The 23,314-nt window shown below is 49.0% G+C and carries 27 protein-coding genes, 1 tRNA gene and 1 other RNA gene; 25 read left to right on the forward strand and 4 right to left on the reverse strand.

Annotated features, from left to right (window positions below):
- Positions 1 to 35: 35 nt before the first annotated feature.
- Entirely contained in the window at positions 36 to 614 is a 579-nt protein-coding gene (locus tag ACLGLO_RS03620) for a LysE family transporter (RefSeq protein WP_492129027.1), read from the reverse strand.
- 74 nt (positions 615 to 688) lie between these two features.
- Here ACLGLO_RS03620 and ACLGLO_RS03625 point away from each other — a divergent pair.
- From ACLGLO_RS03625 to ACLGLO_RS03640, 4 genes are all read left to right on the forward strand, one after another.
- Positions 689 to 771: transfer RNA gene (locus tag ACLGLO_RS03625), tRNA-Leu, on the forward strand.
- Positions 772 to 959: 188 nt separating this feature from the next.
- On the forward strand, positions 960 to 2,063 hold the full coding sequence (locus tag ACLGLO_RS03630) for a DUF1512 domain-containing protein (RefSeq protein ID WP_492129028.1): 1,104 nt from the start codon (positions 960 to 962) through the stop codon (positions 2,061 to 2,063).
- A 12-nt stretch (positions 2,064 to 2,075) separates the two neighbouring features.
- A complete protein-coding gene (locus tag ACLGLO_RS03635) occupies positions 2,076 to 2,396 on the forward strand; it encodes a hypothetical protein (RefSeq protein ID WP_492129029.1) in 321 nt (106 codons plus the stop codon).
- A 214-nt stretch (positions 2,397 to 2,610) separates the two neighbouring features.
- A complete protein-coding gene (locus ACLGLO_RS03640; protein ID WP_492129030.1) occupies positions 2,611 to 3,294 on the forward strand; it encodes a NosD domain-containing protein in 684 nt (227 codons plus the stop codon).
- Between the two features lie 53 nt (positions 3,295 to 3,347).
- Here ACLGLO_RS03640 and ACLGLO_RS03645 read toward each other — a convergent pair whose 3' ends face one another.
- Together ACLGLO_RS03645 and ACLGLO_RS03650 are read right to left on the reverse strand one after the other, a co-directional pair.
- Positions 3,348 to 3,476, reverse strand: a complete 129-nt coding sequence (locus ACLGLO_RS03645) for a hypothetical protein (RefSeq protein ID WP_492129031.1) — start codon at positions 3,474 to 3,476, stop codon at positions 3,348 to 3,350.
- A gap of 209 nt (positions 3,477 to 3,685) precedes the next feature.
- On the reverse strand, positions 3,686 to 5,143 hold the full coding sequence (locus ACLGLO_RS03650) for an MFS transporter (RefSeq protein ID WP_492129032.1): 1,458 nt from the start codon (positions 5,141 to 5,143) through the stop codon (positions 3,686 to 3,688).
- 335 nt (positions 5,144 to 5,478) lie between these two features.
- On the opposite strand from ACLGLO_RS03650, the gene ACLGLO_RS03655 reads away from it, so the two are divergent.
- The 7 genes from ACLGLO_RS03655 to ACLGLO_RS03685 all read left to right on the forward strand — a co-directional run bounded on the left by ACLGLO_RS03655 (position 5,479) and on the right by ACLGLO_RS03685 (position 12,047).
- On the forward strand, positions 5,479 to 5,988 hold the full coding sequence (locus ACLGLO_RS03655) for a DJ-1/PfpI/YhbO family deglycase/protease (protein ID WP_492129033.1): 510 nt from the start codon (positions 5,479 to 5,481) through the stop codon (positions 5,986 to 5,988).
- 165 nt (positions 5,989 to 6,153) lie between these two features.
- Positions 6,154 to 7,815 carry an ABC transporter substrate-binding protein gene (locus ACLGLO_RS03660; protein WP_492129034.1) on the forward strand — a complete coding sequence of 554 codons (1,662 nt, stop codon included), beginning with the start codon at positions 6,154 to 6,156 and terminating at the stop codon, positions 7,813 to 7,815.
- 50 nt (positions 7,816 to 7,865) lie between these two features.
- Positions 7,866 to 8,882, forward strand: coding sequence for an ABC transporter permease (locus tag ACLGLO_RS03665; protein WP_492129035.1), 1,017 nt, complete (start codon positions 7,866 to 7,868; stop codon positions 8,880 to 8,882).
- Positions 8,883 to 8,893: 11 nt separating this feature from the next.
- Positions 8,894 to 9,760, forward strand: coding sequence for an ABC transporter permease (locus ACLGLO_RS03670; RefSeq protein WP_492129036.1), 867 nt, complete (start codon positions 8,894 to 8,896; stop codon positions 9,758 to 9,760).
- Between the two features lie 7 nt (positions 9,761 to 9,767).
- Positions 9,768 to 10,730, forward strand: coding sequence for an ABC transporter ATP-binding protein (locus tag ACLGLO_RS03675; RefSeq protein ID WP_492129037.1), 963 nt, complete (start codon positions 9,768 to 9,770; stop codon positions 10,728 to 10,730).
- Entirely contained in the window at positions 10,727 to 11,710 is a 984-nt protein-coding gene (locus ACLGLO_RS03680; RefSeq protein ID WP_492129038.1) for an ABC transporter ATP-binding protein, read from the forward strand. Before ACLGLO_RS03675 ends, ACLGLO_RS03680 begins: the two co-directional genes overlap by 4 nt.
- 136 nt (positions 11,711 to 11,846) lie before the next feature.
- Positions 11,847 to 12,047, forward strand: coding sequence for a tautomerase family protein (locus tag ACLGLO_RS03685; RefSeq protein WP_492129039.1), 201 nt, complete (start codon positions 11,847 to 11,849; stop codon positions 12,045 to 12,047).
- 84 nt (positions 12,048 to 12,131) lie between these two features.
- Here the strand turns inward: ACLGLO_RS03685 and ACLGLO_RS03690 are convergent, their stop codons facing one another.
- Positions 12,132 to 13,259, reverse strand: coding sequence for a pyridoxal-phosphate dependent enzyme (locus ACLGLO_RS03690; RefSeq protein WP_492129040.1), 1,128 nt, complete (start codon positions 13,257 to 13,259; stop codon positions 12,132 to 12,134).
- A gap of 186 nt (positions 13,260 to 13,445) precedes the next feature.
- Between ACLGLO_RS03690 and ACLGLO_RS03695 the strand changes: the two genes are divergently transcribed.
- From ACLGLO_RS03695 to ACLGLO_RS03760, 14 genes are all read left to right on the forward strand, one after another.
- Complete coding sequence (locus tag ACLGLO_RS03695) at positions 13,446 to 13,796, forward strand: hypothetical protein (protein ID WP_492129041.1); 351 nt, start codon at positions 13,446 to 13,448, stop codon at positions 13,794 to 13,796.
- Positions 13,793 to 14,857, forward strand: a complete 1,065-nt coding sequence (locus tag ACLGLO_RS03700; RefSeq protein ID WP_492129042.1) for a GTPase — start codon at positions 13,793 to 13,795, stop codon at positions 14,855 to 14,857. Before ACLGLO_RS03695 ends, ACLGLO_RS03700 begins: the two co-directional genes overlap by 4 nt.
- Positions 14,844 to 15,278, forward strand: a complete 435-nt coding sequence (locus ACLGLO_RS03705) for a translation initiation factor IF-2 subunit beta (RefSeq protein WP_492129043.1) — start codon at positions 14,844 to 14,846, stop codon at positions 15,276 to 15,278. Before ACLGLO_RS03700 ends, ACLGLO_RS03705 begins: the two co-directional genes overlap by 14 nt.
- A gap of 19 nt (positions 15,279 to 15,297) precedes the next feature.
- The gene (locus tag ACLGLO_RS03710; RefSeq protein ID WP_492129044.1) at positions 15,298 to 15,606 is read left to right on the forward strand and encodes a DUF424 domain-containing protein; all 309 of its coding nucleotides are present in this window, start codon (positions 15,298 to 15,300) and stop codon (positions 15,604 to 15,606) included.
- A gap of 11 nt (positions 15,607 to 15,617) precedes the next feature.
- Positions 15,618 to 16,643: an NMD3-related protein gene (locus ACLGLO_RS03715; protein ID WP_492129045.1), complete on the forward strand. Its 1,026-nt coding sequence runs from the start codon at positions 15,618 to 15,620 to the stop codon at positions 16,641 to 16,643.
- Positions 16,644 to 16,823: 180 nt separating this feature from the next.
- Complete coding sequence (locus tag ACLGLO_RS03720) at positions 16,824 to 17,138, forward strand: translation initiation factor aIF-1A (RefSeq protein WP_492129046.1); 315 nt, start codon at positions 16,824 to 16,826, stop codon at positions 17,136 to 17,138.
- A 4-nt stretch (positions 17,139 to 17,142) separates the two neighbouring features.
- Positions 17,143 to 17,943 (forward strand): serine protein kinase RIO, encoded by an 801-nt coding sequence (locus tag ACLGLO_RS03725; protein WP_492129047.1) that lies wholly within the window; start codon positions 17,143 to 17,145, stop codon positions 17,941 to 17,943.
- A complete protein-coding gene (locus ACLGLO_RS03730; protein ID WP_492129048.1) occupies positions 17,922 to 18,509 on the forward strand; it encodes a KH domain-containing protein in 588 nt (195 codons plus the stop codon). Before ACLGLO_RS03725 ends, ACLGLO_RS03730 begins: the two co-directional genes overlap by 22 nt.
- A gap of 86 nt (positions 18,510 to 18,595) precedes the next feature.
- Positions 18,596 to 20,431 carry a ribosome biogenesis/translation initiation ATPase RLI gene (locus ACLGLO_RS03735; protein WP_492129049.1) on the forward strand — a complete coding sequence of 612 codons (1,836 nt, stop codon included), beginning with the start codon at positions 18,596 to 18,598 and terminating at the stop codon, positions 20,429 to 20,431.
- A gap of 9 nt (positions 20,432 to 20,440) precedes the next feature.
- Positions 20,441 to 20,756: RNase P RNA component (gene rnpB / locus ACLGLO_RS03740), an RNA gene on the forward strand.
- A 235-nt stretch (positions 20,757 to 20,991) separates the two neighbouring features.
- Positions 20,992 to 21,630: an energy-coupling factor ABC transporter permease gene (locus ACLGLO_RS03745; protein WP_492129050.1), complete on the forward strand. Its 639-nt coding sequence runs from the start codon at positions 20,992 to 20,994 to the stop codon at positions 21,628 to 21,630.
- A gap of 6 nt (positions 21,631 to 21,636) precedes the next feature.
- Positions 21,637 to 21,921, forward strand: a complete 285-nt coding sequence (locus ACLGLO_RS03750) for a PDGLE domain-containing protein (protein WP_492129051.1) — start codon at positions 21,637 to 21,639, stop codon at positions 21,919 to 21,921.
- Positions 21,896 to 22,615, forward strand: a complete 720-nt coding sequence (locus ACLGLO_RS03755) for a CbiQ family ECF transporter T component (RefSeq protein WP_492129052.1) — start codon at positions 21,896 to 21,898, stop codon at positions 22,613 to 22,615. Before ACLGLO_RS03750 ends, ACLGLO_RS03755 begins: the two co-directional genes overlap by 26 nt.
- Positions 22,616 to 22,643: 28 nt before the next feature.
- Positions 22,644 to 23,303: an energy-coupling factor ABC transporter ATP-binding protein gene (locus ACLGLO_RS03760; protein ID WP_492129053.1), complete on the forward strand. Its 660-nt coding sequence runs from the start codon at positions 22,644 to 22,646 to the stop codon at positions 23,301 to 23,303.
- Positions 23,304 to 23,314 lie beyond the last annotated feature (11 nt).

Here is a 23,314-nt window from a genome sequence, read left to right on the forward strand (position 1 = left end):
TATTTCAGTGCGAATCTTGAGTGTTGAGAGAAGCTTCAAATGAGACCTCTCAGCCCATATATGAAAAGGTAGGCTGAAAACGCAGAGAGAGTTAAGAAGCTGAATATTTTTACTCCCTTTGTGAACATCTGCGAGACCCCATACATGCTCACAAACAGTGAGAAAAGCGAAACCCATGCAACTATGCCGCTCACAAATCCAATGAAAATCTCTGCACCGAAGCTCCTCGCCAGTGAAACTCCCACGCTCATCCACCACATGATCTGAAAAGGATTTGACAGTCCCATTGCTAGGCCTGTTAAGTAGCTTCTGGTCTCTGCCTTTCTTCTGGAAAGAGCGTAATTCGAACTCGACCTGAAAACTCCGTAGGCGAGCCATGCGAGAAAGAAAGCCCCGACAATTGAAATGAAAGGAATGATGTTCGAAGGAACTAAGTAACCTACATATATTGTGATGCACATGAAGATGAGATCTGCCGTGAGCGCTCCAAACCCAACCAAAGCTCCGCTCTTCCAGCTCTCGATGCTTCTAGAAGCTATTATCGCATTGACGGGTCCTGGAGGAGCTGCGAGACTTATGCCCAGCACTGCTCCTTGAGCAATCTCTTCAAGCATCTTTGGCCCTCTCTCTATCTGGAAGAAAAGGTAAGATTAAAACTTAATTATTCCCGAGGAGAGAAGAACTAGTGGCGGGGGTGCCCGAGCGGACCAAGGGGGCGGACTCAAGATCCGTTGGCGCAGGCCAGCGTGGGTTCAAATCCCACCCCCCGCACTGGTTTTCCTCCGGAGCCATCCTATCATTCAGCAAATTAATCGGAGCAATCTGGTTGAGAAAGCAGTGTCAATATCGGCAGGAGCCTCCGGCTATCTCTGCTGAGTAAAACAAAGGGAGATATGCCGGTTAAATTAATTACCTCCTAGGAGCTCTTTTAAAAACAGCAAATGAGGAGTGTGTGACTGTTGTCTTCAACGATAACTGACTGGATTTCTGCTATATCACAGCTAGCGTTCCTAGTCATATTCATGCTTCTCTTTCTTGGCTTCAACCAGAAATTTCAGATATACATTTCATCGAGAAACATAAAATTGAAGCTAGGCATCCTCGAGAAAATGATGAATGAGTCGCAGAGCAAAACTGCGAGCTACATCAGGAATCTCGGGTTGGAAAAGCCAGAGCAGGTGATCGAGAAAGGTGTAAACTACTTCACGATCGAGCCTGTTAATATAGAGCCAACGGACATAATAAAGAGGATGGATGTTCTCTTCTCGACAAGGGAGGAGAGGCTCGAAGGCCTCATAAAGGAAGCCCTTCCGAATGCTGGTAAGGTGGAGAGGAGCATTGCCTCAACAGCGCTTGAAATAAGCGCCGCGCTGACCTTTGTCTACAAATATGTCAGGCACCTGCTCATAACAGGGCAGAAGACGAACAACTGGATCCTGATAATGCAGCTGGAAATGGTTCTTCCAATGATCATAAAGCAGGCCGAGTCCTACAGTAAAGCCCTCGACGTCTTCCTCGAGGGGAAGCCTGTAGGAGATGGAGCCGGTCCCCTTCTCGTTCACAGAATCGTGGGTCCGAATGCCACGCCTGTAGAAATTGTGAAAGATACCGTTTACTATGAGACGCAGATCGAGGGCAGGAAAGCATATTTGGTGAAAGCAAGTGGGCCAGAAAGCAACGTTGGCCATCCGGGCTTCGCTGTAGAAGAACTGCTCAGGAAGCTGCAGGAGAAAGGAGAAAAGGTAGGAATGATAATAACCGTTGATGCAGCTTTAAAGCTCGAAGGAGAAAATACTGGAGAAGTTGCTGAAGGCGCAGGAGCAGCCATAGGGGATCCAGGACCGGAGAAGATAAGGATCGAGAGAGCTGCTTCGGCAAACAACATCCCCCTTCATGCCGTGATAGTAAAAATGGGTATGGAAGAGGCCATACTCACAATGAAGAAAGATATAAGCGACGCCGTGGAGAAGGCCGTTGAAGTAGTTAAGGAGTTAGTGAAGAAAGTTCCAGAGGGGCAGAGCGTGATAATAGCAGGTATTGGAAACAGTGTAGGGATCTTGTGAGGTGGATAGGCTTTGCTTCTTCAGAGCATCTCGCTCCAGCTCTTCGGAAACAACAGCTCGATTTTGTCCCCGGAAGTTCAGGGGATATTGACTCTTCTGCTCATGGCTATTTCGCTGACATTCCTCTACTATGTGATGATCCAGATGCAGCCCAAGAAGGCCCAGGAAAGCTATGAAACTGTCACTATTTTAAAATGTCTGGGGAGCGGCGAAACAACGGAGAGGCAATTCCAGAAAGGCGACTTCGTTGGAAAAATTGTGGGAGAGTGCTCCGACGAGCTGCCCCAAGTGATCCATGCTATATATGAAAGGAAGGTTTCTGCGAAAAAATGAAACCATCTTTGAAAACAAATACTATAGGCTACGTTTTCAGCTAACTTATTTTCCGTTAAAATTTTAAGGTTTTAAATTGATAGAAATAAGCTTCTAACCGTTTGATTATATTTTAAATAAAAATCAAAAAATATACAAGCTTATAATCAACTTCTTTTCTTTAGATAATATTTTATTAACTAATAATAATGTTAGAACTAAAATGGTGAATATTATGAAAAGACTGTTCAGGGATCTGGAAGCGATAGCTTTACCGGTGGCTTTCTTATTCCTGTTCACTTTTGCACATGCTGTGAGTGTTCAGTCATCGCCAATTACGATATACATACAGAGTGACGGGAGCATTTCGACTACCTCATCGGGAGCTCAGATTAATTTAACGAGAGCTGGCAATAGCTACTACTTTACGGGAGACATTTTTGAAAGCCTGGTAGTTGAAAAAGATTCAATTGTGATCAGCGGGAATGGGTGGAGGATTTACGGAAACGGAATGGGGAAAGGGATAGAGGTGAACGGGCGCAGCAATGTTACTATAGCCAATTTAAGCATTGCAAACTTTGATACCGGTATAGAGCTCTATGAAGCCTCGAACATAACAATTGAAAACTGCACAGTAGCGAATAATGGAGTTGGAATACACCTATACGGATCAAAATATGTCAGCATTATTGGAAATACCATAAGCGCTAACTACTATGGAATAGATCTCTATTCTTCCACAAACAACACCATTTATGGAAACAATATAACTGGCAGTGTGTTCTACGGGATAAACATAGGATATGGAAGCAACTTCAATCTGATATATCTCAACAACTTCATCGATAACAAGAACCACGTGAACCTGGAAGGTTCACTTGAAGGCAACTCCTGGGACAATGGAACCTATGGAAACTAATGGAGCGGAAACAGCTGTTCCGCACCGGGTTCTTCGTTGACCTGCGGAAGCAGCTACGCGGTTAGCCAGTCGGGCGATATTGATAGGTATCCATTTGCAGAGCCAATCTCTATGAGCGCCCTGCTCTCCCAGAAAAGCATTACTGCTCCGCAACCAACTTCCACAACTCCAACTTCCACCACTTCTTCGAGCACTCAGATTCCTGTCAATTCAACAACCTCGCTCTCGAGCAATTCATCAAGTTCTAGCAGTACCGAGATTGCAACAGCTTTAGCAATCGCCGTGATTGCAGGCGTAATTGTAATCTTAATTATCAGGAGGCACTGAAACGCGTGGACAGATGGCTTTAACGAGCATCTTTTTTAAAAAAACGCCCGGTTTTTCCGACACCTCAGGAGAAATTGCTACTCTTCTCTCCATGGGATCTTCTTGGTCGGAGAAAGTTCAGCCTGCTTAAGCTGAATGGTATAGCTGATGCCATCAATACGGCCTGAATTAGAAACGAGTTTCTTATTGCTCTCCCCAGCTCCTCAAGCTCTATATTCAGGGCAGCGTTGCCTGGAGATATCCCTCCCAGGATTATCAAGTTGGAGGCCGCTTCATATGGAAGAAACCGGGTCATTGTGAGTACGGCTATATTTAGGCTAAGCACGAATCCAACATTAAATGAAATGCTTCTTATCGAAGAGGCAACCCCCCTCCTCTGCGGTGGAACTGAAAGCATTATCGAACTCGTGTTAGGCGAAACGAAAAGGCCCGTTCCCAACCCGAAAATGACTTCACTTAAGATTATGAGGCTGATTGATGCAAACTTCGAAAGCATGTAGAGCGATATTGAAGAAAATGAGAGGCCGATGATGGTGACAGGAGCATATCCAATTTCATCGGCTGCTCTTCCACCGACCAGGCCAAAGACCAGGTAGCTGATTTCATAGGGGACGAGCAGGATTCCCGTATAGCTCGGCGAGTAGCCCATAACGCTCTGCAAGTATATGGCCAAAAGCGTGAGCGACGCTCCAAAGCCAATAGCATACAGCAATTGAGCTATTATTCCCCCAGTGAACTGCCATATTCTGAACAGCCTGAGGTCAAGAGCGGGATTTTCCGCTCTTAGCTCGTAAAAAGCAAATATCAGGAGAGAAGCAATGAAGAGGATCAGAAGAAGAGCAGAAAGATCACTGCTCCCATATCCCATCATAGTCAGCCCGAGCAAAAGCGATGTCAGCGAAGTTGTAAATGAAGCGAAGCCGACAACGTCAACTTTTCTGCTTTCTTTTGGAGTATAAACTTCCTTGAGTCTTCTTCTAGACCAAAAAAGAACAGCAATGCCAATTGGAACCTGCGCGAGAAAGATCCACTGCCACCCTAAAAATTCGATAATGAATCCGCTCAGTGTTAGACCTAAGAGCGCTCCAACTCTCCATGCTACCTGGTTCACACCAAGCCATGTCGCTAATCGAGAAGGGGGGACATTATCTGAGAGGATGGTTATGGACAAGCTCATCAGTATCGCTCCGCCAATTCCCTGAATTATCCTTGCCAAGATGAGCATTTTTGGGGTGATGCTCGTCCCAGATATCAATGCACCGAGCACAAATACACCAATACCAATGAGAAAAATTCGGACTCTGCCATAGACATCGGAAAGCCTACCGATTATCAGCTGAAAGATCGTTGAGCCGAGCATGAAGCCTTGGATTATCCATACCATGCTCCAGACATCAGCTTTGATGTCTGCCGCTATAGTTGGAAGGCCCACAACAGCTAATCTGGCATTGAAGCCTGCTAGAAAGCTTGCTAGTGTGGTGACAGAGAGAACCGTCAAAATCCTCTTCCTGTCTTCTTCCAAAGCCATCGCCATGAATATTTGAAAAATTCCTCCAATATCGGTAGATTTTCTATGATAACATAAAGCGCTTTTAAAGACTTCGATATTGCCGAGGTAAGCCTCTTCATTCTATCCCGGAGCCAAGACAGCTTTGGAACTGCAGCGAATAGCTGAATATTTAATGCAAACATTGAGTGATGCCTTTGCTCCCGATGAACTCGAAAAAGACGCTGAGCTTGCCTAATTCCAAGGTTTATGCGGTATTTCTAGTGAGTATGCAGGTTTGGATCCCAGAAATATATACAGCACAATATTTTGGGCATCTGCGTGAAATTAAAGCATTGAAGTGATGGGCAATGGGCAGAAGAATCTTGATGATAGTAGGATCAGAATTTGAAGACATTGAGGCTCTCTATCCATACTATCGCCTTATTGAAGAAGGCCATGAAGTCACAGTTGCTGCTCCGGCCCCCGGCGATGTGGAAGGGAAATATGGATACAAGCTAAAAGCCATTTCATTGAAGGATATAGATCCATCAGAATACGATGCTTTGGTCATACCGGGTGGACGGGGGCCGGAGAGGATAAGGGTCTTGGCAAGAGACGATGCGGTGAGAATTGTTAAGCACTTCGCAGATACTGGAAAGCCCATAGCAGCTATCTGCCACGGACCGCAATTGCTTTTATCAGCAGGCAGAATCAAAGACGTCAAGTTGACCAGCTATCCAGGAATAGCTGATGATTTGGTGGCAGCAGGAGCAGAGTGGTCAGATGAAAAAGTAGTAGTCCACGAAAATATTGTGACTGCAAGAATTCCAAACGACCTCCCGTTCTTCATGAAGGAATTCATTAAAAAGCTGAAATAATTTTTTTTAAATATTAGCCAGTCAACTTAAAAATTTTCAAGATAATTTGCGAGCTTGTTAACAAAAATGCTCCTTGGGAAAAGTTTATAAGTAAAAACTTTTGAAAGCTACTGTAATTCCCCTTCCCACTTGAATAGGGGGGATTTCGGAGGGAATGGAATAAAAATGCCTCGAACAAGAGCAGTCTCAACTTCGCTCGTTATAGCTGCTGTTGTAGTAATCCTCATAATAGCTGTCGCAGGAGTCTACTTGGCAACGAGGGGAGGCGGAGCCCCCTCAACAACTACTCCTACCACAACCTCACCAGCTGCAACAACCGCAACTCAAGCAACCACAGTTGCGACTACTACAACCACAGCCGCCGCAGCGCCAACCATAGTGATCGGCGTTACCGATAAAGTCACCGATCTCGACCCTTCCAATGCCTACGATTTTTTCACATGGGAAGTGCTCTACAACACTATGGAAGGATTGGTTAAATACAAACCAGGAACGCTGGAAATAGTTCCAGCTCTTGCAGAGAACTGGACGGTAAGTGCGGACGGGAAAACATGGACCTTCAAGCTCAGACCAAACCTGAAATTCTCAGACGGCACACCGCTGACAGCATATGATGTTGTGAGGAGCATAAACAGGGTAATGAACATCAGCGGGGATCCCAGCTGGCTCGTGACCAGTTTCGTTGAGAGCGTCGAAGCCCCAGACAGCTCAACCGTCGTGTTTCATCTGAAGTTTCCCTGCAGCTACTTCCTTTCACTGGTAGCCACTCCGCCTTACTTCCCAGTCAACCCGAAGTATCCCAACAACACTTACGTCAGCGACGCCCTATGGGGAGGTGCAGGTCCCTACAAGATTGCCAGCTTCACAAGAGATCAGGAGCTCGTCCTGGTTCCAAATCCCTACTACTACGCTGGGGCTCCAAACAACAGTAAGGTGATAATCAGGTTCTACAAAGATGCCTCGACAATGAGGATGGCTCTTCAATCTGGCGAGATCGATATAGCATGGAGGACGCTGCTTCCTGCTGATGTTGCGGCGCTGAGCAAGCAGAGCGGGATCAAGGTGATTGATGTTCCAAGCACATTCATCAGATATCTGGTCCTAAACGTCAACATGACACCTACGAACAACGTTTTGGTGAGGCAAGCAATAGCTGCAGCCATAAACAGGACCGAAATAATAAGCACAGCACTGATGGGAGCTGGTACACCTCTCTACAGCCTGATACCGACGTCCATGTCTGCATATGTTCCCGTATTCAAGACACTTTATGGAGACGGCAACATAACGCTGGCAAAGCAGCTGCTTTCTCAGGCTGGATACAGCAGCAGCAACAAGCTTCAGCTAACGCTCTGGTACACACCAACCCACTACGGGGATACTGAGGCGAACGTGGCAACCCTGATAAAGCAGGAGCTCGAGGCTACTGGAATGATCTCTGTGACTCTGCAGAGCGCGGAGTGGGGCCAGTACGTGCAGAACGCGAGGAGCAGCCAGATGGCAGCATACCTCATGGGATGGTATCCCGATTATCTCGATCCCGATGACTACACGACACCCTTCCTCCACACAGGAGATAACAAGTGGCTGGGCAACCAGTACTCAAACCCACAGATGGATCAGCTACTTGAGCAGGCCCAAGTAACTGTCGATGAGGCGGCGAGGAACCAGATCTATGCGCAGGTGCAGAATATACTGGCTCACGATGTTCCCATAGTGCCGCTCTTCGAGGGGAAGCTGTACATCGTAGCTAGCAGTTCCGTGACCGGAATAGTTCCGAGCCCAACAATGATACTCATGTACAGCTCTATAACCAAAACCAAATGATTTTTTAATAATCTTTTGATTTTTTAATAATCTTTCTCGGTGGTTGAAAAGTGGGAGGACTGGCAAGGTACTTAGTAATAAGGGCACTTGCCATAATTCCGACGATTCTGATACTCTACACAATCGTGTTCATAGTGCTGAGGATTCTTCCGGGTGATCCCATACTGGCTGTCTTGGGAACGAAGAACATTCCTCCAGAGCAGCTGGAAAACCTGAGGAGAATGGCGGGACTGGATAAGCCTCTCTACGTCCAGTACTTCAGCTATCTCTTCAACGCTCTGAGAGGAGATTTCGGAGTCACGATTACATTTCCCAGCGGAGTCCCAATTTCAACATACATAGCTCAGAGATTCCCAGCAACTCTAGAGCTCGCCATCTGGGGCTTCATCGTCAGCGTGCTCATAGGCCTGGGCACCGGCGCTTTTGCAGCGATAAGGAGGGGGACGAGGACCGATGCTGCTATAAAAATCTACAGCATAGTTGCATATGTGACCTTCATCCCTCTGCTGGGAATGGTCCTGCAGTATATCTTTGGGGTCTATCTCAGAGTATTGCCGATAGCACAGAGGATAGATCCAGGAATGGCCCCGAGGACAATAACTGGTCTTTACGTCCTCGACAGCCTCCTGACAGCGAACTGGGCAGCGCTGAAGAGCTCAGTTCTCCACCTCATCCTCCCCAGCATAACTTTGGGCATAGTCATGAGCGGAGCTTACACCAGGCTCCTGAGGAACAACATGGTTGAGATCCTCAGCTCAGATTTCATAAGGAACTACTATGCGAGAGGGATAAGGGAGAGGAAGATCTATTGGTATGCTCTTAAGAATGCTTTCCTCCCAGTCGTAACTTACATGGGCCTCCAGTTCGCCATACTGCTCGGAGGCATGGTCCTAACAGAGAGCACCTTCAGCTGGCCAGGTATGGGAACATTCATAGTTGAGAGGCTTGATTACAGGGATTACACCAGCATACAGGCAGCAATAATCTTCTTCGCCTTCATTGTCGGCTTGATCAGCCTTGTGGTTGATGCTCTCTATGCACTGCTCGACCCAAGAATAAGGTATTGAGGTGTCTCGCGATGGAGCTCAGCTCAGCCGGCTTCGGGAAAATATTGAGTAAAGCAAAGAAGCATATTCCCCCAGGCGTCATGTTCAAGATCGGGCTCGGCATAATTCTCGCCATAATTTTCATCGCAGTGGCGGCCCCCTTTATTTCTCCATACGATCCAACCAGAGCCACTCCAGACATTCTTCAGCCGCCGAACAGGGCTCACCTCATGGGGACAAACCAAATAGGCCAGGACATTCTATCCAGGGTGGTCTACGGATCGAGGATCATTCTCCTCGTAGTTGTGAGTGCTACAATCATCTCAATGGCTGTTGGAATACCCGCGGGGATCTATTCAGGCTTCGTAGGGGGAAAAGTTGACAGAATACTGAGCATGATTATGGACAGCATATATGCCTTCCCCTCTCTCATTCTAGCCATTGCTATAGCATCGGTGCTCGGGCCCAGCCCTCTCAATACCGCCATCAGCTTAGCTGTAGTGTACATACCGACCTACTTCAGGATGACCAGAGGGCAGACTTTGAGCCTCAAGGAGCAGCTTTTTGTCGAAGCTGCGAGGAGCATGGGAGCAAGCAGATGGCACATAATGAGAAGGCACATATTGCCAAACTTGTTGCAGACAATCCTCGTTGTCTTCACCCTCAGCGCAGCTGATGCGATAATAACTGAAGCTGGATTGAGCTATTTGGGCCTCTCGGTGACTCCACCAACTCCAGACTGGGGGTATGACCTCAGAGCAGGGCAGGGATACTTCACAACGGGATACTGGTGGATCAGCTTCTTCCCAGGAGTGATGATAACCATTCTTGCTCTGGGATTTGCGCTGATTGGAGAAGCTCTTGGGGAGAGGTCGAGCCTAGCCTCAAATCTCAGGTGAACGGGAAATGGTGCTCCTCGAAGTGATCGATCTGGAGGTAACGTACTTAACGCTGGGAGGCAGACTCAAGGCTGTTGAAGGCATCTCCTTCTCCATTGGGCAAGGAGAATGGCTGAGCATCGTAGGGGAGAGCGGATCGGGGAAGAGCACCCTTGCTTATGCGCTTATGCGGCTTGTCCCCCCTCCCGGTAGGATAAGCGGAGGGAGAATTATCTTCGGAGGAAAGGACATCCTCTCTCTGGACAAGGAGGAGCTGAGGAAGCTCAGGGGCAAGGAAATTTCGATGGTCTTTCAGGATCCAATGACAAGCTTGGATCCCCTCAGGAAGATCGGAGATCAGATGGTGGAGGTCATCATAGAACATGAGGGTGTGACAAAGAAGGAGGCTGCGGCAAGAGTCGAAGAAATAATCAGGAGCGTGAACCTCCCTCCGCATGTAGTTCAAAGCTATCCCCATCAGCTATCCGGGGGACAGAGGCAAAGGGTTGTGATAGGAATGGCCATGTCTCTCAGGCCCAAGCTCCTCATAGCTGATGAGCCGACCACAGCTTTAGACGTCATTGTTCAGGAAGGAATAATGGAGCTTCTCTCGAGAATGAAAGATCAGGGAACCTCAATAATCTTCATAACTCACGATCTATCTTTAGCGTCTGTCTGGAGCGACAGGATAATGGTTATGTATGCTGGAAAGCTGGTCGAGCTTGGTGATGCTGACAGCGTAATAGAGGATCCCCTCCACCCCTACACAAGGGGGCTCCTCAACAGCGTCCCTGACCTTTGGACTGAAAAGGGAGCAGCTCCCATCCCCGGCAACCCCCCAGACATGAGGTCCCCTCCGAAGGGATGCAGATTCCATCCGAGGTGCCCGAGCGCGATGGATATATGCAGAGAGAGGGAGCCTCCTGTTCTGGATGTTAACGGGAGATGGGTATCCTGCTGGCTACACTCCAAAGGAGGGGGAATGGCGTGAGCGAGAGCCCAGTGATCCAGGTTGAGGATCTCAGAAAGTATTTTTCTTCTTCGACTATCTTCGGCAGAAACAGAACAGTAGTAAAGGCAGTGGATGGAGTTAGCTTCAGCATTGGGGAGAGGGAAGTGCTAGCTCTCATTGGAGAGAGCGGATCCGGGAAGACCACGACCGGAAGGCTCATTCTGAGGCTGATAGAGCCGACATCAGGAAGTGTGAAGTTCATGGGCAGAGAGATCCTCTCTCTCAGTGAAGATGAAATGAGGAAGATAAGGAAGGACATGCAGATAATATTTCAAGATCCCTACGCCAGCCTCAACCCCAGGATGAAGATTGGGGAAGCCGTAGCGGAACCGCTCGTAATATCTGGGACGGCTGACCCAGAGGAAGCTGAAAGGAGAGCAGTTGAAATGCTGGAGAGAGTCGGCCTCCTGCCTGGCAGAGAAATCGCGCAGAGGTATCCTCACAACCTTTCAGGTGGTCAGAGGCAGAGGGTAGCTATTGCGAGGGCAATGATCACCAGCCCAAAATTCGTCGTTGCAGATGAAGCAGTTTCGATGCTGGACATGTCAATCAAGGCTTCTATCGTTTCACTGCTTGAGAGCTTCAGGAGAGAGAGGGGCCTCTCCATGCTCTTCATCACCCACGACCTATCAATTGCCAAGCTGATCTCCGACAGAGTAGCCATAATGTACTTAGGGAAGATCGTCGAGATTGGAAGAACAGAGCAGATTATAGAAAATCCAGCCCACCCCTATACTAAAGCGCTCCTGGAAGCAGTTCCGAGCATCAGTAGGAGGAGAAGGGAAAAGACGATCAGGCTCAGGGGGGAGATGCCTGATCCGAGAAACCCGCCGAAGGGTTGCCGTTTCAGCAACAGGTGCCCTTTTGCAAGGGAAAAGTGCTCGGCTGAAGAGCCCAATCTTGTCAAAATCGAAGAAGATCACTACGTTGCATGTCACTTCCCTCTCCTAGCAGAATAGAGATGCTCTCTCCTGAGAAAAAATGCTGCTGAGAATCGAAAAGATACAATTTGAAGAACATCGTGGTAAGCAGTTTCGCTCCAGGCACGAAAAAATAACAAACACCACCTGCACAGCAATTGTTTGGGTGTATGTCTTGCCCTTGGTTCAGATAACTATGTGGTCGGGAGTGAGCGCAGACGTTAAGAAGAAGTTGGTCGAGGAAATCACAGCCGCATTCGAGAGGCAGGGAATTCCCAAAGAAGCAGTGAGCATAATAATCTATGAAGTCCCAAAGGAAAATTGGGGTTCCGGAGGGATCCTCCACTCGCTGAAGTTCAGCCAATCTCAAGCATGATCCCGTTCTCTGTCTGCTCCAGATGGATGCTGAGCTTCGCGGATCTCGATGTCAGCATGACACTAGAACATCTCGCTCATCGCCCTAGCCCTCGCAGCACACGTAGATTTTTTTCCTCTTCCTTCCCTTCACATCGTATTCTGACCTGACCAATCCTGACCTCTCAAGTGAGACTAGAGCTTTGTAGACCCCCCTCAGCGTGTATTTTCCAAGAGCTTCCCAGATCTCGTAAGCTGTCCCGCTCTTAACTTCTTTCAGGACCTCGAGAACTTCTCTTGCCAGCTTGGACCTGCTTCCTCTGCTTTGTGGAATATATCTTGCGCTCGAAGCCGTTATGATGGAAATGCACCTCTTGCATCCAACTTCTCCTGCAGCAGCTACAGGAGCAGCAGCTATCAGCTTTGTCTTTATTCCGCTTCTGGCGAGCTCGATGAGCGCCTTCAAGGTCTTCTCCCTGCTGATTGCTAAGCTTCTAACTCCTCTTATTCCCCTTAAGATTTCGGGTGGGCTAGTCCCTTCTAAATGCACCGCTACAATATCAAGGTCAGCTTCCTCCCCAGTCTCTCTGAGGTCTTCCAACCCCTTCCACATAGAGAGAGCTAGAAGCCCGGTTTCCGCTGGAACAATGATGCTGCCTTTTGTAAAACCTCTCTCAAAAATTTCAAAGACGATGGTTTTCAGCCCTTCGATAGTGAGGGGGTTCATGTAGCTCAGCACGTCGCCCTCCCTCGAAAACTTCACGCTGGCCCCCAGCTCCGCCAGAGTTAGAATTTCTTCGGTGTCAACTGACCCTGGGTCTTCTAGGTATATTTCGACTCCAGCTATCCCTGCCATGTAGCTTGCTATAGAGAGGGCAAAATCCTTCGCGTAGTTTATTCTGACTGGAAGAGAAGGAGGAAATGATGCGTAATAGCTTGCTATCATAGCAGAAGCTCTGTCTGCATAGCTCCCAGTCGGATTCCTTGTTTCAAGTTTAACCAGCGTCCCATCGAGCCTTCTGAGAGGGGTTAGCCCTTCTCCTAGAGAAACTCTGCGCTGGAGAGGAGGAAGCATGTGCTGATATCTCCATATGTTGGGGATCCCCTGCTTCACTTTCCACTTCATACCGCTCAATCTCAGGACTGGCACTCCGCACTCTCCGCAGCTGAGGACGATGCCCTCGAACACCTTTCCACATGGTATGCACTCTGTTCGCATAGCGCCTGAAACCATTCCAGCATCACCCTCTGCAAAGGTTCTTAGTTGGAGGCGAACAGTGGGTCTATTTGAGCTTCTGTCTTTGGTGCTTGTTTGAACCTTCTTCGGGGGACTCGAGAAATATATTTAGTTGAACGTTCAATATAAAATAGAATATGCTTTTATTCCTGTATTCAAAATGAAACTCAGAGGTATTGCATGTTGGACGGATATACAGTAATGCTCTATATGGCATATGCTATGGCAGCCATGTCTATTTTCACGGTAGCCTACGCTGTAATGAACTACAGGCAGCAGAACAAGGCCCTCAAGCTTTATGCTGATTACATACGGATTACTCTGAACCTCCCTGAGGTCAAGAAGTTCACAGAATCGCAGAGAAGGCCAAAGATCGATGTCGGAGAAGATAGAGAAGGGAAGAAGGTTCTAGTCAGGTACTACGTCAGGGAATTCGACAGAGAGCACCCAAGCGTTACAGTCTTCATCGATAAGCAGAGCATGAAGGTTCTGAAGACGGAAGTAAAAGGAGAAAGAGAAGGGAAGAAGAAGTGATAAGCGAGAGATCCCCCCTCTCGAGCCCTGCAGATGCTGATCTCAGGAGGATGCACCTGTCTTCTTACGAGGAAATTTATGAGAAGGTCTACAGAAGGCTGGGAAAGCTCATAGAGAAGCAGAAGCATTCAGAGAAGAGCGACAGCATGGATGAAGCTATCGAAATATTGAACACGGCCTACAATATAATATCGGAGAAGCTGGAGACGTACCGAAGGCTCTACAAGCTCATAGCAGAAAGGGATGAGCTGAGGACTTACATCTCCCTCGTCTTGGGAGAGCAGTCGCTGGAAAAGCTTGAGTCGGCCGCCCGCCTTGAAGGAAAAGTGAGGCAGCTTTACATCTCCCTCAAAAGCGAGTTGCTGTCATCGGAGAGGAGGGATCTGAGGAAGAAGGCGCTGGGCATGTCTTCTAGGCTTCTGTCAATTGTGAAGAGGAATAGAAAGCTGCTGGAAGAGGTCTTGGAGATAAAGAAGGAAGCAATGCTGCTTCCAGATCTGAGGGGAAAAGTCGCTGTTGTCATTGCCGGTCCTCCGAATTCTGGAAAGAGCACTCTCGCTACTAGAATATCAAATGCCAAGACAGATATAGCAGAATATCCATTCACAACGAAGAGGGCCGTCCCCGGCAGACTCCTCAGCGAGAACCTCCTGGATATAACGGTAATAGACACTCCAGGGATCCTGCCGAGGCCGTTCAGCGAAATGAACCTCCCGGAGAGGAGGGCAGTAGCCTCCTTGAAAATGGCCAGAGGCATTCTGCTTTTCCTGATAGACCCAACTCCTTCTTCTACTGTTGAGATAAAAGATCAGGTGGAAATGCTCAGAAAGATCAGAGGCGAGATAGTCGAAGTTGTTCCTGTCGTCAACAAAATAGATGCAGTTGAAAGGGAGAGGTTGGAATTTGTCAAGAACCTCATAACCGAATCTATAGGCATTAAAGACATTTATTTTATAAGTGCGGCTGAAAATATTGGATTGGAAAGCTTAATAGAGCATCTCAGAGCAAAAGCTAGAGAGCTAATCTCAAAGGAAGGTGGTGGAAAAGTTGGAAATAGATGAAAAGCTGTTCTACGATTATGAAAAGCTCCTTCAGAGGCTCTATCAGAAGGTTCCCAGACCTGCCAGCAGCGGAGAAAGGTTCGAGCTTCCAAAGTTCCAAGTGCACTACGTTGGAAATCAGACGATCATCAGAAACTTCAGAGAAGTTGCAGATATCCTCAGAAGGGATCCAGAGCTCCTGCAGAGATACATACTGCGAGAGCTGGCAACAGCAGGGAACTACGATCCCAACAGCGGCATACTGACGGTCAGCACGAAGATCAGCCCATCGACTCTCAGCCAAGTTCTGGAGAGGTTTGCCGCGAACTACATCATTTGCCCAACATGTGGCAGGCCTGATACCAGGATAATTAAGAAGGGAAAGACTTGGATATTGAAGTGCGATGCCTGCGGAGCCGAGCAGCCAGTCAAGGCCTTCTGATCGCTGAGGAATCCCGCTGATGGTGGGGCTCTTCTCTCTCAAAGTTATTAAAACTGAGGGCTTCAAAACGGTACTCATCTGCGACGCTGAGTTGCTGGGCAAGAAGTTCACCGAGGACAGGGCAATACTTGACGTGAGTGAAGACTACTACGGCGGTGAATTAGTGGATGAAGGGGCAGCTGAGGCAGAAATGGATGGTGCCGACTACATTTCACTCGTTGGAGAAAGATCGGTAGATCTCGGGATAAGGAAGGGGTTCGTTCATCCTGAAGCGGTAGCGAGGATTGCAGGCATTCCATATGCATTGTATGTGAACACGCTATTCTGAGGAGAGCGGATATGAAGTGTCCAATTTGCGGCAGAGAAAAATCTCCTTCCCTTCCGTTCATAGAGGGGATATGCATTGAGTGCTATTTGAAGAAAAATCCGCTGAAACCGATCAAGCTTGAAATCAAGCGCTGCCGTCAGTGCGGAGCGGTTTTTCTCAGAGGAAAGTGGGAACCTTTCAATCAGCGGAAGCTTGTAGACTATATATCCAAGGAGGCTGAGAGGGAACTGAGGAAGAGGTTCAGAGCCTATGGGTTTGAAGTTGCCATTACGGAATTTGAAGGGAGGTTCACAGCCCACCTCTTCGGCAAGGAGGGAAGCTTTTCCTTTCCAGTCGATGTCCAGCTAGAAGAGGAGAGATCCATCTGCCCAAACTGCCTTGCCAAAAGATCTGGCCACTATGAGGCGAAGATCCAGGTAAGAGGCGAAGGAGGAATAGATAGGAAGGCGTTCGAGGAAGTTATGGACGTCATCTCATCCCTTCCGTACGAGCTGAGGGAGGCGATTGTCAGCATAGATGAGCTCAGGGAGGGCTTCGATATAAACATCAGAGACAAAGCTGGAGCGAAGCTGATCGCTTCCGCTGTAGTCAATAAGCTTGGAGGAACCACGAAGCTCACTTATAAGCTCATCTCGGAAAAGGGAGGGGAAAAGAGGACGAGGCTTTCAATATCGCTGAGACTTCTCCCCCTCAAGAATGGGGATCTGATTGAGCTTGGAGGAGAGCCGGCCCTCGTAATAAAGGAGAGGGGGGAGGATGCCAGAATTCTCATTCTCTCAAGGAGGAAGGAGATAAGGCTGAGCAGGATAGAGATGGAAGCTTTGAAGCCTTTCACAGGCACCGCGAAGAGCGTTACAGTTGAGGCGGTCCTCCCAGATAAGGTGATCGTGATGGACGAGGAGTATTCTACAGAGGAAGTCCCCGCATCGGATGTCTTCGGTGAACCAGCAGAAAAGAAGAGCTTCGTTTTGATAGAGCACAGGGAGAAGAGGTACCTGATTGATGGGGAGCTCGTTTGCCTGAGCGATCGGGGCTGAAGAAGACCAGCATAGCAGTGATAAAGAAAGAGAGTTTTATGCATAATGGTATGGTGAAGATTTTTAATCTGGCAGCCAAACTTAATAAGAGAACCGTTGAAAAAATAGAGAAGTAATCATCGGATAAATAAAGCAGGAAGGCTGAAAGCAGTTCAAAATCAAGGTAGAGAGAGTGGTAAGATGGTAAAGAGAGATGAAGAGCAAGAAGGAGAAATGCCGCTTCCAGATGAGGGAACGGTCATCTGCGTAGTTGAGAAAATTCTCGGCGGAGACCACTTTGTGGCAAAGTGCGCGGATGGCTTGAGGAGGATGACCAGGATCCCAGGAAGGCTCAGGAGGAGAATGTGGATAAGAGAGGGAGACGTAGTTCTCGTAGCCCCCTGGGAAATGCAGGCTGACAAGAGGGGAGACCTCGTTTACAAGTATTCCAGCAGTGAAGTTAGAAAGCTGGCCCAGAAGAACCTCATACCCCCTGGCTTGCTCGAAGGGGTCTGAGCTGTTGGGAGAAGACGAGCTCGAGAGAAAGCTGGACAAATCCTTATCATTTAAAGCGCAGGATAAGGAGAAGGACTACGATCTGCTGAAAACCGTGGAGGAAGTCTTCGATTCCTTTACCCTTCGCTCTCTGTACGAGCTTTCTAGAAAGATCGATCTCAGAAAGATAAGCGGAGTTGTTAGCTCCGGAAAAGAAGCGAGGGTCTACAGGGGATTGGACGGCAGAAACAGGGAGCTGGCCATCAAGATATACCTGACCTTTTCCGCCGAGTTCAAGAAAGGCATCTACAAGTACATAGAAGGAGATGAGAGGTTCGAGGGCATAAAGGCAACTAGCACGAGGAAGCTCATGTCGTTATGGGCCAAGAAAGAATACTCAAATCTGAAGAGGATGTTCTCTTCGGGAGTTAGGGTGCCGGAGCCGGTTGCTCAGAGAGATAATATCGTAGTTATGGAGTTCATCGGGAGAAATGGAATCAGAGCCCCCCTCCTCAAAGAAGTTGGAGAATCGCTCGATAACCCCCATCGGTTCTACGTGGAAATATGCGAGAACATCAAGAAAATGGTTTGCAGGGCAAAGCTTGTCCACGCCGACCTCAGCGAGTACAACATCATGGTATTCGAAGGTGCCCCGGTAATAATAGATGTTTCGCAGTCGGTGCTGATCTCGCACCCGAACGCAGTTGAATTCCTGAGAAAGGATGTAGCAAATGTGGATAGATTCTTTAACAGGACATATGGAATAGATGTTCAAGGAAAAGCTCTTTTGGAGGAGCTACTGCCATGTCTGGAGAAGGAAGCGTGAGGAGCAACGCGATGAAGCTTTTCGAGCTCATTCCTCCAGAGAGGATAGGCGTTGTCATAGGCCCTGGAGGCAGCGTTAAGGAAAGGATCGAGGTCTCGACGGGGACCTTCATAACCATTGACAGCAGAACTGGAAGCGTATCTATAGAGCCAGCAGCTAGCGGAGTCTCCGCAGAATCTGTGCTCAGAGCCAGGGACATCATAAGGGCTATAGCTCTCGGCTTCACCCCAGAGCAGGCATTCAGGCTCCTCGAAGAAGATCAAGTCCTCGAAGTAATAGACCTCGGCTCCATTGTTCAGGGAGAGAACCACCTGAAGAGGATAAAGGGGAGGATCATAGGAGAGGAGGGCAAAACAAGAAAGATCATCGAAGAAACCACAGGAGCAGATATTGTGATCGGTGAAAAGGCCATCGGAATAATTGGAGATTACGAGCAGGTTAAAATTGCTGGAGAAGCCATAAGGATGCTCATCGAGGGCAAGCCCCACGCAGCAGTTTATTCCTTTCTGGAGAAGGAAGCTAGAAGGATGAAGAGGAAAAAAATGACCGATCTCTGGAGGAAGTGAGAAGAGGGCGATGATGAGTGGTGACGGCACCGAACATTTTTGAAATGTGGTGTGCTTAAGGTCTGAGCTCCGTGAGGTGATCGTCTTTGAGGATTGCTGTATTGGACAGCTCTCTCTGCAAGCCGGACAAATGCAGCCTCGAATGCATACGCTTCTGCCCAGTAAACAGAGGAAGAAAGAATGTGAAAGCGATAGAGCTGAGCAGCGAAACAGGAAAGCCGCTGATCTACGAAGATATATGCATAGGGTGCGGGATCTGCGTCAAGAAGTGCCCGTTCTCTGCTATCAGCATAGAAAACGTCCCCGATGAGCTCGAGAAGAGGACGATCCACAGGTTCGGCAGGAACGGCTTCAAGCTCTTCGGCCTCCCTATTCCTAAGGAAGGGCAACTGGTGGGCATTCTAGGCAAGAATGGAACAGGAAAGACAACCAGCATAAGAATACTGGCAGGTGAGCTCATACCGAATTTCGGAGACCTGGAATCTCAGCCGTCAGCGTCTAACGTGCTCAGCAGGCTCAGGGGAACCGAGCTCCATCAGTACTTCTCTAAGCTCTATGAGGGAAGACTGAAGGTTGCGCACAAAATACAGTACATAGAAGTCGTTCCGAGGAGATTGAAGGGAAAGGTAGGCGAGCTTCTCGAGAGGGCAGATGAGAGGGGGATCTGGAGAGATCTCTCCAAGGATCTCGGGCTGGAGAGCGTTCTAGACAGAGAAATAGGGAAGCTCAGCGGAGGGGAGCTGCAGAAATTCCTGATAGCAGCTGTTCTCTCGAAGAAGGCAGACGTCTACATATTCGACGAGCCGAGCAGCTTTCTGGATGTTAGGGAGAGAGTGAAGGTTGCTGGGATGCTCAGGGAGCTGCTGCCAAAAAGCTCCTATGGATTTGTGATAGAGCACGATCTCGCAGTGCTTGACTACCTTTCCGATTCACTGGTCGTCATGTTCGGAGAGCCCGGCGTCTACGGAATAGTATCGAAGGTCTACGGAGCAAGGGCGGGGATAAACAGCTTCCTCGAAGGATACCTCCCAGCTGAGAACATGAGACTGAGAAAGGAGTCAATCCGCTTCCACGTCTCCGAGACCCCTCTGCAGTCTGGAACAGCAACCGAGGTCTATGTTAAATGGGATCCCTTTTCCGTAGATCTCGGCGGCTTCAGGCTCGATGCCATGGGAGGCGAGATAAGGAGGGGAGAGGTAATAGGCATACTCGGTCCAAATGGAATAGGGAAAACGACTTTCGTCGGTAGAATAGCAAAAATTCTCGAGGAAGAGGGGAACAGCCCAGGCGATGAACGGGCAAAGTTCAGCTACAAGCCGCAATACGTCAGTCCGGAGAGCTTTGATAAACCGACAGTCGCAGAAAACCTCACCTCAGCTAATCCCTCAGTCCTCACGCCTGACAGCTGGATATTTGAGGAGATCGTAAGGCCATTCGGCCTGTATAGACTCAGGGACAGAGAGGTCTCCGGCCTGAGCGGAGGAGAGCTGCAGAAGCTCGCAATAGCCGTGGCTCTGGCTAGAGAAGCCCAGATCTACCTTCTCGATGAGCCGAGCGCATATCTGGACGTTGAAGAGAGGCTGGCGGTTTCAAAGGTGATAAAGAGGCTGACCGAGGCCAGGGGAATAGCTGCATTCGTAGTCGAGCATGACCTCTCCATTGTTGATTACATATGCTCCAGGATAATGGTTTTCGAAGGAAAGCCGGGTTTGCATGGGATAGCGAGGCAGCCAGTAGGATTGAGGGAGGGAATGAATGCCTTCCTGAAGCAGCTCGATATAACCTTCAGGAGAGATCCCATAACAGGAAGGCCCAGGATAAACAAGCTGGGGAGCTATATTGATAGAGAGCAGAAAAGGATGGGGGAGTACTACTATCTTCCACTGGAAAAAACAGTTATTAGCAGAGAAGAAGAGGAATAGATTGAGGCCGGACACCGCTAGCGGCTCACGGGGGAGCATTCCCCTGAGGAAACACCGTCCTCCCGGCGTCAGTGGAGCCCCCAACTGGGGCGGGGAGAGATTCCCCGGCAACGGAACAGAAACGACACGGCCCCAGCTTCTTTGAGGATGAGGCCTCTCAAGCGCGGCGGCAACGCTGCGGGGAGCCGACGAGGCTGGGTGGACCGATGAAACGGCCGTCCTCCACGGAGCAAGGAGCTCTGCCGATGAAGTGACGCTGCAGGCAGGGCCTGTCCGCTCAGCCGAATGCCGCTGAAACTACAGAAGACGGGTTACAGCGGGATCCGGCCTCGCTCTTTGCTTCTTTGCAACAATCCTTCAAAGCGTCTTCACTAAGCTTCGGGACCTCTTCGCATTTCGCGGCGTTTCTCTGAAGCCGAGAAAAAAGGTCGCAGTTCAGAGAGCACACTATTCATGTTGTTAATTACCACGCAAATCGCCGGAAGCTCAGGCCCCAGAAAAAAATAAAAGGGCCAAATGGTGTGAAAAAATTGTAAAAAAAGTAACATACGTGATTTATTATGCACATTCCGGACGGGTACCTCACCTGGGAGGTTTGGGTGGCCTGCTACATAGTTTCTCTGCCTGTTATAGGCATATCATACCTCAGGTTCAGAAAGAGGGTCGGAAGGGAGAGGATCCCTCTGTTCGGCGTCCTCACGGCAACTGCCTTTGCCCTGCAAATGGTCAACTACCCTCTTGGACCAGGAGGGACAACAGGGCACCTCATAGGGACTCCCATGCTTTCCATCCTCTTCGGCCCAGACGCCGCAATTGTTGGGATATCGGTTGTGCTGCTCGTTCAAGCCCTTATCTTCGGAGACGGCGGCATAACGACTTTTGGAGCTAATGCTCTGAATATGGCAGTAGCAGCTTCACTGGTTTCCTTTGCTTCATTCAAGCTGATGAGGAAGTTCTTCAAAGGAGAAAATGGCAGGATAATTTCCGGAGCGGTAGCGGGTTGGCTGGGGATCGTTTCTGCAGCGCTTCTCTGCGGTATTGAGCTGGGCCTTTCAGAGCAGACATTCGGCTATGGCCTCCAGATAACGGTTCCGGTTATGACGATCTCCCATGCCGTGCTTGGAATAGTTGAAGGAGTGGTAACGGGATTCGCAGTATACGCTTTTGGAAAGTACAAGCCGGAGCTCTTCACTGGGTGATCGGATATGAGGAAGGCATACATCGTCCTGTTCTTAACTGGATTGATTGCAGTGGTCCTAGGCTCCACTCTCTTCTCATACTCTTACGAGCCTCTCGATACCTTGGCAGAAAAACTGAACCTAACCCAGCAAGAGCTCTTCAGAGCTCCCCTTCCGGAGTACACAGTTCCTGGGCTCCCTGATTGGCTTGGGGGGCTCATCAGCGGGTTCATTGGGATAGCTGCTGTTCTGCTCGTCATTCTGCTCTCAGGAGGAAGGAAGGCGGATGGAAGCAGTAAAAAAACTCAGTGAATACCTCGAGCTCATGTACTTCTGCGAGAAGCCTAAGCGCAGGATTTTCAGCGAGGCTGACTCAGCAGCCCTGGCTCTCATGGTTCCCGTATTGGTCGTTCTGTCCCGAGGAGTTTTCTTTCCGCTGTTTGTTATAGCTGCATCAATCCTCCTGGCAGTTACAATTGGGGAAAAGCCCTCCAGATTCCTTCAAAGCACGCTCCTCTTCATACCTCTGTTCTCGCTGGCCATAGCAGTTCCCAGAGCCCTTTTTCAACCTTCCTTCGGATTCTATGGGGCAGCTGTTTTCTCGCTTAGGGTTTGGGCAGCGCTTTCGTTGCCGTCTCTCCTGTCGAGGAGCTACGGCATTCCCTACATTGCCAGAGGGCTTCAAAGGATCGGCATGCCGGGCGAAATAGCATACCTGATAACTGTAACATCGATAGACGCCATCACAGCAGCTAGGATCACGAGCGCATCCGCACTTGCACTGATCTCGAGAGGCAACCCCCGCATTGGACTCAGGGAGCTGGGATACTTCGTTGGCTACCAGCTGATCAGAGGATATGAGAGGGGGGAGAGGGTCAATGCAGCCTTCATCTCAAGGGGAGGCGAAGGATACCACTTGGGTGAAACACGCTTCACATGGATTTCCCTAGCGTTTGTTCTCATCTTCATGCTTGCATTTATCCTCTCTTTCTGCATTTCTTTATGAGTTTCACGAAAGTTGAAAGGTGGAGCAAGTGGTGATAGCAGAACTGAAGGAAGTCCACTACACATATCCCGACGGAACGAGGGCCCTATCTGGGGTTAGCATTTCTGTTGAGAGCGGAGAGGTCGTGTGCTTGGTAGGTCCCAACGGCGCTGGAAAGAGCACAATCCTCATGATCCTCGATGCGCTGATATTCCCCCAGAAAGGAGAAGTCTACCTTTTCGGAAACAGGATCACCTCGAAGAACGCATCTCTCGCGAGGAGCAGGATTGGTCTGCTTTTTCAGAACCCAGACGACATGCTTTTCAACCCAACAGTTATCGAAGAGGTTTCTTTTGCCCTGCTTTCAAGAGGGCTCAGCAGAGAGGAAGCCTTCAGGAGAGCAGAGAGGGAACTGGTGCTGCTTGGGTTGGAAACGCTGAGAGATAGGATCCCTCACAGGCTGAGCTATGGGCAGAGAAGGCTCGTCTCCTTCGCTTCTGTTCTTGTGACAGATCCAGACCTTCTCCTATTGGATGAGCCCACCAGCAACCTAGATAAGCGAAACAAAGCAGCGATGCTCTCCAGGCTGAAGGAGTTCTTTGTCAATAAGAAAGGAGAATGGGGAGCTGTCATCACAACTCAGGATGAAGATCTCAAAGAGGTCTGCTCCAGGACAGTTTATATTGAAGATGGGAGGACAATAACATGAGAGGAGGAATG

The sequence above is a fragment of the Fervidicoccus sp. SLHALR4 genome (assembly GCF_058692745.1).

Excerpts from the sequence above, each read along its gene's own strand:
- ACLGLO_RS03620 (WP_492129027.1), bottom strand. The coding sequence starts at position 614 with ATGCTTGAAGAGATTGCTCAAGGAGCAGTGCTGGGCATAAGTCTCGCA.
- ACLGLO_RS03640 (WP_492129030.1), top strand. The coding sequence starts at position 2,611 with ATGAAAAGACTGTTCAGGGATCTGGAAGCGATAGCTTTACCGGTGGCT.
- ACLGLO_RS03655 (WP_492129033.1), top strand. The coding sequence starts at position 5,479 with ATGGGCAGAAGAATCTTGATGATAGTAGGATCAGAATTTGAAGACATT.
- ACLGLO_RS03660 (WP_492129034.1), top strand. The coding sequence starts at position 6,154 with ATGCCTCGAACAAGAGCAGTCTCAACTTCGCTCGTTATAGCTGCTGTT.
- ACLGLO_RS03670 (WP_492129036.1), top strand. The coding sequence starts at position 8,894 with ATGGAGCTCAGCTCAGCCGGCTTCGGGAAAATATTGAGTAAAGCAAAG.
- ACLGLO_RS03675 (WP_492129037.1), top strand. The coding sequence starts at position 9,768 with ATGGTGCTCCTCGAAGTGATCGATCTGGAGGTAACGTACTTAACGCTG.
- ACLGLO_RS03690 (WP_492129040.1), bottom strand. The coding sequence starts at position 13,259 with ATGGTTTCAGGCGCTATGCGAACAGAGTGCATACCATGTGGAAAGGTG.
- ACLGLO_RS03710 (WP_492129044.1), top strand. The coding sequence starts at position 15,298 with ATGGTGGGGCTCTTCTCTCTCAAAGTTATTAAAACTGAGGGCTTCAAA.
- ACLGLO_RS03715 (WP_492129045.1), top strand. The coding sequence starts at position 15,618 with ATGAAGTGTCCAATTTGCGGCAGAGAAAAATCTCCTTCCCTTCCGTTC.
- ACLGLO_RS03720 (WP_492129046.1), top strand. The coding sequence starts at position 16,824 with ATGGTAAAGAGAGATGAAGAGCAAGAAGGAGAAATGCCGCTTCCAGAT.
- ACLGLO_RS03730 (WP_492129048.1), top strand. The coding sequence starts at position 17,922 with ATGTCTGGAGAAGGAAGCGTGAGGAGCAACGCGATGAAGCTTTTCGAG.
- ACLGLO_RS03745 (WP_492129050.1), top strand. The coding sequence starts at position 20,992 with ATGCACATTCCGGACGGGTACCTCACCTGGGAGGTTTGGGTGGCCTGC.
- ACLGLO_RS03750 (WP_492129051.1), top strand. The coding sequence starts at position 21,637 with ATGAGGAAGGCATACATCGTCCTGTTCTTAACTGGATTGATTGCAGTG.
- ACLGLO_RS03755 (WP_492129052.1), top strand. The coding sequence starts at position 21,896 with ATGGAAGCAGTAAAAAAACTCAGTGAATACCTCGAGCTCATGTACTTC.